The 8,071-nt window shown below is 63.0% G+C and carries 3 protein-coding genes and 1 pseudogene; all 4 read right to left on the reverse strand.

Annotated elements, in window-relative coordinates; translation table 11 throughout:
- Window positions 1–221: 221 nt before the first annotated feature.
- Window positions 222–2,528, reverse strand: a complete 2,307-nt coding sequence (locus AC3WLT_RS07980) for a hypothetical protein (RefSeq protein WP_492591361.1) — start codon at window positions 2,526–2,528, stop codon at window positions 222–224.
- A 27-nt stretch (window positions 2,529–2,555) separates the two neighbouring features.
- A pseudogene (locus AC3WLT_RS07985) lies at window positions 2,556–3,062 on the reverse strand (Ig-like domain-containing protein); the annotation flags it as partial.
- Window positions 3,063–3,166: 104 nt separating this feature from the next.
- Complete coding sequence (locus AC3WLT_RS07990) at window positions 3,167–3,892, reverse strand: OmpA family protein (protein ID WP_492591346.1); 726 nt, start codon at window positions 3,890–3,892, stop codon at window positions 3,167–3,169.
- A gap of 156 nt (window positions 3,893–4,048) precedes the next feature.
- The coding region (locus AC3WLT_RS07995; RefSeq protein ID WP_492591347.1) for a YadA family autotransporter adhesin at window positions 4,049–8,071 on the reverse strand (4,023 nt) is incomplete at its 5' end.

Here is an 8,071-nt window from a genome sequence, read left to right on the forward strand (position 1 = left end):
CCATTCTCAAAACTATTAGGACAATGTCGAATCGCTGAAAATAGGTCACCAGAGGGAGACTTGTCGCCCATTGAGCACGTCGAGCGCGATTGGATACCCGGCAAGCGCCGGAGAAAGAAATGAAACGTGGCGCCACAAGAACGTGGCGGCACGACGGTTGAAGCGAGACGATGCCCCGCAATGCGCACTCGGCGCGATGCGGGGCAGTCGACGCGGGTGGATCAGACGACCTGCGTCGAGACGGCAGACTGCACCAGCAATTCGACGTTCAGCGCCGTATTCTCGTAGACGACGTAGGCCATGCCGTTGACGGCCACCGTTCCCTGATTCGTCCAGTGGCCGCCATCGCTACCGCTCATGCCCGACAGTTCGACACGGTCGCCCGCATTGCCGTTCACCATCATCTGCGTATGGCCGTCCGTGCGGAACAGATCTTCGTGGCCGAGCGTCAGCACATCGCTCATCGACAGCTTCAGCGTGTTGTTGCCCGTGCCGGTGATGTCGACAATTTCGATGGACGAGAGCTTGTCGTGACCGTCGACGTTGAGCAGCTTCGACAGATCCAGCACCTGGCCCGCGCCCGTGAGCTTCAGCGTATCGATGCCGGCGCCACCGTGAATGCCGCTGTTCGCGCCGGAGAAGTAGGAGACGTGGTCGACCTGAAATTCGCTGCCGCCAGCCGCACCGTAGTAAGCAGCATCGGCGGTGTCGGACACATGCTGCACATTGGCTGGCGGCACGAGTTCCGTAATCGTTTCCCATGTCGCCTTGGTGAAGCTCCCGCCGGAGAAGCCGACATTGTCGATCCAGACCATGGTCGGGTTCTTGTCAGGAACATATAATAATCCCCCAGTATTGATACTAAACACAAAAGACGAAAACTGGAGATTGTCGGGCAATACGATATGGTACGAATGGATTTTGTCCCCGTATACGAAATAACCTTCTTTGCTCAAAAGAGACCGATAAACCAAGGCTCCCGCATCATCCAGAAAATCAATTGCGAAGCTCCGCGCAGCCACAAGACCAAAGCCTATGTCGATGGCCAATGCCTGTGCATGTGCTCCGTCGTTGAGGAAAAACGTCGACTTTCTGGTGCTCATCAACAATCCCGTTTCACCTGCTTCGGGCTTGATGCTCCCCGTAACGGCGCTCCCGCCTGCCAGGCGGATACCCTGGCCTGTAATAGTCGCGTCGAGTGCTACCGAAAAAATACCGAAATTGACCGGTATCCCATTGGCACCCAGATCTCGTGGCTTCTCATTGTTGAACGTTACGGCAATATCAGGCAAAAGCGTGCTAAAGCTCCCGCCGGAGAAGCCGACATTGTCGATCCAGACCATGGTCGGGTTATTGTCAGGAAGATATATTTCTCCCCCAGTATTTTTACTAAACACAAAAGACGAAAACTGGAGATTGTCGGGCAATACGATATGGTACGAATTGATTTTGTCCCCGTATACGAAATAACCTTCCTTGCTCAAAAGATACCGATAAACCAAGGCTCCCGCATCATCCAGAAAATCAATTGCGAAGTTCCGCGGAGCCACAAGACCAAAGCCTATGTCGATGGCCAATGCCTGTGCATGTGCTCCGTCGTTGAGGAAAAACGTCGACTTTCTGGTGCTCATCAACAATCCCGTTTCACCTGCTTCGGGCTTGATGCTCCCCGTAACGGCGCTCCCGCCTGCCAGGCGGATACCCTGGCCTGTAATAGTCGCGTCGAGTGCTACCGAAAAAATACCGAAATTGACCGGTATCCCACTGGCACCCAGATCCCGTGGCTTCTCGCCGTTGAAATCGAAAATCCTGTAATCGATACCGACGCCCGAACCCGAGCCGGAAGTGGTGGCCTCCACAAACCGCGTGACCAGGTAATCCGAGATGTTCCCGCTGCGATCCACCAGTGCCGCGCCGTAGCTCGTGTGCTCGTCCATCGTCGCCGCAATATCCGCCGGGATCTGCACCCTGGCCCGCCCCGATGCGATATCCACCGCCGTCAGGTTATACACGATGCGGGAATCGCCGATCATCACGCTCACCATGTCGCCCACCGACATGCCTACGCCGGAAAACAGCACTTCGATCACGTTGCCTGAGCGCGTCGCCGATGCGAGCGGATCTGGCGGCATCGTGTCCAGCTCCACGTCGTACGCCTTCAGCGCACCCGCAACGCCTTCGCCATTCACCACCCGCGTCTGGATCGTCCAGTTGGTCACATGCGCAATCGAATCGATCACCATCCAGGTACCGTCGGCCTTCATGAGCGCGTCCTGCCACGTACGGCCGCCGTCTGACGACACCTGTACCTTCTCGCCGATCGCCAGCGCCGCGCTCACGCGCCCCGTCAACAGACGCCCCGCCGTGCCGTCGTTCGTCAACCGGTCGAAGTTGGAGCTCCCGCTGTCGCGCCCCATCTCCTCGAGGATCGCCTGCGCGGTCGGCACCGACGGCACCGTCGGCGCCACGGGTCCCACGATCACGCCGATGCCGTCCGACGCGACGCTCGTATTGCCGGCCGGATCCATCGCCGTCACCGTTAGCGAATGCGTGCCGTTCGACAGCCCCGACGGCAACTGGAACGTCCACGTGCCATCGACTCCGGTTGTCGTCGTACCGAGCACCGTCGCACCGTCGTACACCGTCACCTTCGAATACGCCTCCGCACGGCCGGAAAGCATCGGTTGCGCACCCTCCGTCGCCGCCTCGATCTTCGGCTGCGACGGCGGCGTCGTATCCACCTGGATCCCGTACGACGTCGACGGCACGCTTATGCCCGCGTCATTGCTCGCGCGCGCCGACAGCCGATACTCGCCGTCGCCCAGCGATTGCGGCAACGTGAAGCTCCACGTCCCGTTCGCCGCCACCACCGCCGTGCCGACTTCGCGGCCGTCCACCAGCAGGTGAATGACCGAGCCCGCATCGCCCCGGCCCGTCACCGTCGGATGCGGGTCGTTCGTCAGGCCGTCCTTCGCGACGACGCCGGTATAGGGCGGCACGTTGTCCATCACGGCTTCGATCGTCGGACGCGACGGGCGCGTCACTGCTTTTGTTGTTTCCATTGTTGTTCCAGAAATTACGTTGTTCTATCGGATGTCGTCCCGCTCCCGCGATGCGGCCTGCGCGCGACTCATCGCACGGCCGCATCGACGGTGCCGCCCACCGGTTACTCGGGCACGACCTGAATCTCGACGCGCCGATTCTTCGCACGCCCGTCAAGCGTCGCATTCGATGCCACCGGCTCGGACGGCCCCATGCCCTCCGCCACGAATTGCCCGGTTTGCAGCCCGCTCGTTCGCAGATACGTCGCGACCGACCGCGCGCGCGCCTCCGACAGGCGCCGGTTATGCGCCAGCGAACCCGTCGAATCCGTATATCCGGTAATCGTCACGCGGCGGAACGAGGTTCCCGTGTTCGCGTTCAGAAACCGGTCGAGCTGGCGTCGCGCCTCCGGCGTCAACGTGGCGCTGTCGACCCCGAAGTTGGCGTTGCCTTGCAGCAGCACCTGGCGTTGCGCGACGGGCTCCGGTCGAGGCTGGGGCGCGGGTTGCGGGCGCGGTGCGGCCGGTTGCTCGACTCTCGGCGGCACTGGCTTGCCGCACATGAAGGTGATTTCGCGAGGATCGTTGAGCGCGGCATTGTCGCGCACGCGATCGACGGACTGCAGAACCGTTACGCCCTTGCCGGCGCAAAGCTTCTCCGCAGCCGCCCGGCACGCGTTGCCGCTCGACAGCAAGCCATCGCAGGTTGCACGAAATACGGGTTGCGATTGATTCGGTACGGCAACCGCGCGGATGCTGTAAGTGGGCCCGGACTGCGTCGCACACGCGCTCAGCATGACGACTAGCGCGCCTGCAAAGCCGACGCGGGAAAAGTGATGAAGTGTTTGCATGATGCTGTCCCCGCTTTCAGCGGACGATTGAATGAATGAGATCGGGTATGGATTGATCAGCTCACAACGGTTCGCCACGCACGGGCCGGCAAGAGCGACCTGGCCGGCCCGGCGCGAACCGGGTGGGAAAGCGGGCCCGAAGGCCCGCCACCTGCGTTACCACTGGTAGGAAGCGCCCACGCCGAACGTGTTGTTGCCACTGCTGAGGCCGACACCGGCACGCATCTTCAGGTTCTCCGTGATGCGCGCTTCGCCGCCGAGCGACACCGCCTGATATCCCTTGAAGGACGCGGCGCCGATGCCGAACGACATGTTCTTGCCGGGATCGATGCTCGGAATCATCGCCAGCGCTGTGGCTGCTGCAATACCGGAGTAGGCGTTGCGCGACACATCGTTGATCTGGCCTTGCATCCCGCCCATCGCACGGTCGAACTGCCCCTTGCTGACGGCGTCGGTGGCCTTCAAGCCATCCGCGACATTGACGATCCGGCGCTCGGCCCCCTCCTTGCCGACCGACACCGTATTGGCCTCGGTCGCCGTCGAGTTGTGGCCAATCGCGACCGAATCGGTTGCGTCGGCCGCGACGCTTGCGCCATGGCCGATTGCCGTGCCGCTGTCCGCGTTGACCGTCGAACCCGCACCGAACGTCGCGCCGTTGTTAACACCATCCGCGACCTTCGCGTTGGAACCCGCGGCCACGTTGCCGTTACCGGTGCCCGGCTTCGCCGCCACGAAGTCGCCGCTCGTCGCACCGCTGCCGCCGGTGCCCGCGATCAAATTGCTGCCGGTCGTACCACTACCGCCCGAACCGCCACCCGGCACGGTCAGATTGCCGACGCGACCGTCGAGATCGTCGACTTGTCCCTGCAACGCGGACAACTGGCCATAGTTCACGGCGTCATACTGGCTCTTGCCGTCGGCGACGTTCGTCAGCGTCACCGGGCTAGACGTCATACCATTGCCGAGCGTCACCTTGCCGAAATTCGGCGTGCCGTCCGACAGCTTGTCGTATGCCACGGCACCGGCCAGGTTCATGCTCTCGCCAATACCGTTCTGGATCGTCGTGACACGCTTGTCGATATTCGTCAGCGCGTCGCCGGCGTTGCTGAACGTGTTTCCACCGACCTGATAATTGGGTGCAACGATATCGCCCGTGTTCGGATCGATCGTTGCCCCGCCTCCCAGCGCATCGGTCACGCCCTTCACCTGGCTGACGTTCACGGCATCCGTCATGGCCTTGCCGGCCGCGACGTTGTGCAGTGCGACCGGTACGGATGCACCTGCGCCACCCAGCGTCACCGAACCGTAGTCCGTCGTACCGTCGCTGCGCTTGTCGTACACCACCGCCGCCTGCAACTGGCCATCGTCGCCGACGAGCCCGGCTGACCGAAGCTGCCGGACGTTCACTGCGTCAGTATCGGCGGCGCCGTCCGCGACGTTCTTCAGCGCCACGGGAACCGTCGCGCTCTTGCCGCCGAGCGTGACCGCGCCATGCGATGCGTCGTCGTACTGCACGGCGTTGGCGGCAACCTGCTGCAGCGAGTCGATCCGGGTCGTGTTGTCCGACACACGTCCGTCGAGATTCTTCATCGCATCGCCGACGTTGTGATACGCGGCAGTTCCGCCGTTCGCATCCGCCAGTTCGTACGTCGGTGCCGTCAGCTTGCCCGTGCCCGGATCGAACGATGCACCACCGCCGAATCCTGCCGCGACGTCCTGCGCAAGCGCGTTCATCTGCGCGCCGTTGATCGCGTCGGTGCTGTTCTCGGCGAGCGAGCCGTTCGCGACGTTGCTGATGACCGTGCCGTTCGCGCCGGCGAGCGTCACCTTGTCCTTCTGCGTGTCGTCGTACGCCACTGCATTCGGATCGGTGCCCGTACCGCCGCCACCGCTCTCGCTTTCGGCCAGGGCCTTCAGCGCATCGTTGACGTTGGTATAGGTCTTTCCGCCCACTGTGTACGACGGTGCTGTCACGCGGCCGTCCGAGTCGAGACCTGCTCCGCCGCCAAGCGCCTCCGTCACGCCCGTCAGCTGCGATACGTTCACGGCGTCCATCGACGCCTTGCCGGCCGCCACGTTCTGCAGTGCGACGGGGATCCCGGCGCCCATGCCGCCGAGCGTCACCGAACCGAAGTTCGTCGCGCCGTCGTTGCTGCGGTCGTACGTCACCGCGGCAATCGACTTGCCGTCGTCGCCAATGAGGCCCGAACCCTTCAACTGGGACACGTTCACTGCATCCGTGTCGGCGAAACCCGCCTTCACGTTCGACAACGTCGTACCGCCTTGGCCCGCCAGCGTCACCTTGTCCTTCTGCGCGCCGTCGTACGTCACCGCCAGCGACTTGCCCGTGGTCGGGTCGATCACGCCGCCATCCTTCAGCGACTGTTGCAGATCGCCCAGGCTTTCGTTCGTCGCGAACAGTTGGCCGCCCGTCACGGCATCTGTGCTCGTCGCCGACAACTCGCCCGCCTTCACGTTCGACAACGTCGTACCGTCCTGGCCCGCCAGCGTCACTTTGTCCTTCAGGGCACCGTCGTAAATCACGCCATTCGGATCGGAGGCACCGCCGCCGCTTTGCGCCGCAGCCTTCAGCGCATCCTCAACGTTGTTGTACGTCTGGCCGCCGATCGCGTAGGACGGTGCCGTGATCGAACCGTCCGCTGCGACACCCGCCTTGCCGCCGAGCGCGGCCGTCACGCCCTTCAGCTGGCTGACGTTGACCGCGTCGGTGTCCTGCGCACCCTTCGCGACGTTGACGATCTGCCGTTCCGCACCGGCCGCACCGATCGACAGTGCGTTCGCACGATCGGCCAGCGAGCCGGCACCGAGGGCGATGCTGCCTGCCTGCAGGACCTTCGCGTTCGCCCCGAGGGCGATTGCGTTGGTGATGTCCCTGGTCACGTTCGCGTTCGCGCCGATTGCGATGCTGTTGACGCTGCCCGCCAATGCCTGCGCGTTGTCGCCGACGACGACCGAACTCTTGCCCACAGCCGCTGCGCCGTTAGTGCCGACGGCCACCGAGTTTTCCCCGTTTGCCTTCGTTTTCGCACCGATCGCGACGGCCCCGGGGCCATTCGTCGTCACCATGCTGCCGATCGCGACCGAATACGGATGATCGATCCCGGTCTGAGCGAAGCTGCCGATGGCAACGGCGTTGTTCGACCCGGCGACGGCCTCCAGACCGACTGCGATGGCATTGACCCCCGCCGCCTGACTCGATATGCCAATTGCCGCGGCCGTTCCGGACGTAGGATCCTGGCCATTGAGCGACGCGACGTTCGGCAAGTTGCCGTCCGCGCCGAACCCTTCGACTGCCATGAAGCTGCCTGGCTTGGACGTCACGTCACGCGTCTGCGCAAGGGTCCGGAGACTGTATTCCTGCGCGACCACCGACGCATTGATCTGATCCAGTGCCGCGTAAAGTTGCGAGCCGTTCACGGCGTCGGTGCTGAGCGCATCGATTTGACCAGACTTCACATTAACGATCCGACGCTCTTCGCCCAAACTGCCGACCGAAACCGTGTTTTCCTGGTCGGCAACCGAGTTGAAGCCGATCGCCACCGCGTTCTTGCTGGTCGCCCGCGCGCCCGACCCCAATGCCATCGCATATTGGGCGGTGGCGTTGGACGCCGCGCCGATTGCCACGGTCTGGTCGCCCGACGCACGCGCCGCTACCCCTTCCGACTTGACCTTGATGTACTTGAAGTCGATTGCACCGTTGACGAGCTTGTCCTCCAGATCGTTCAGGCCGCCGGTCAACTGGTCGACGTTGACCGCATCAGTTCCGATCACGCCCGTCGCGACGTTCGCTAGTGTCACGGGCTTCACGGACTTGCCACCGCCCAACGTCACCGAGCCATAGTTCGGCGTGCCGTCAGCGTTCCTGTCGTACGTCACTGCAGCCAGTTCCTTGCCGTCGTCGCCGATCAGGCCCGACGACTTCAGCTGCGATACGTTCACCGCATCCATGTCGGCCTTGCCGGCCTTCACGTTCGACAGCATCGTGCCGCCTGGACCCGCCAGCGTCGCCGACGTGTAGTTCGGCGTGCCGTCGGCGTTCTTGTCGTACGTCACTGCGGCCAGCGTCTTGCCGTCCTCACCGATCAGGCCCGACGACTTCAGCTGCGATACGTTCACCGCATCCATGTCGGCCTTGCCGGCCTTCACGTTCGACAGCGT

Source organism: Paraburkholderia sp. FW306-2-2C-D06C (genome assembly GCF_058781505.1).

Coding starts and splice junctions, on each gene's coding strand:
- AC3WLT_RS07980 (WP_492591361.1), bottom strand. CDS start 2,528: ATGGATCCGGCCGGCAATACGAGCGTCGCGTCGGACGGCATCGGCGTG.
- AC3WLT_RS07990 (WP_492591346.1), bottom strand. CDS start 3,892: ATGCAAACACTTCATCACTTTTCCCGCGTCGGCTTTGCAGGCGCGCTA.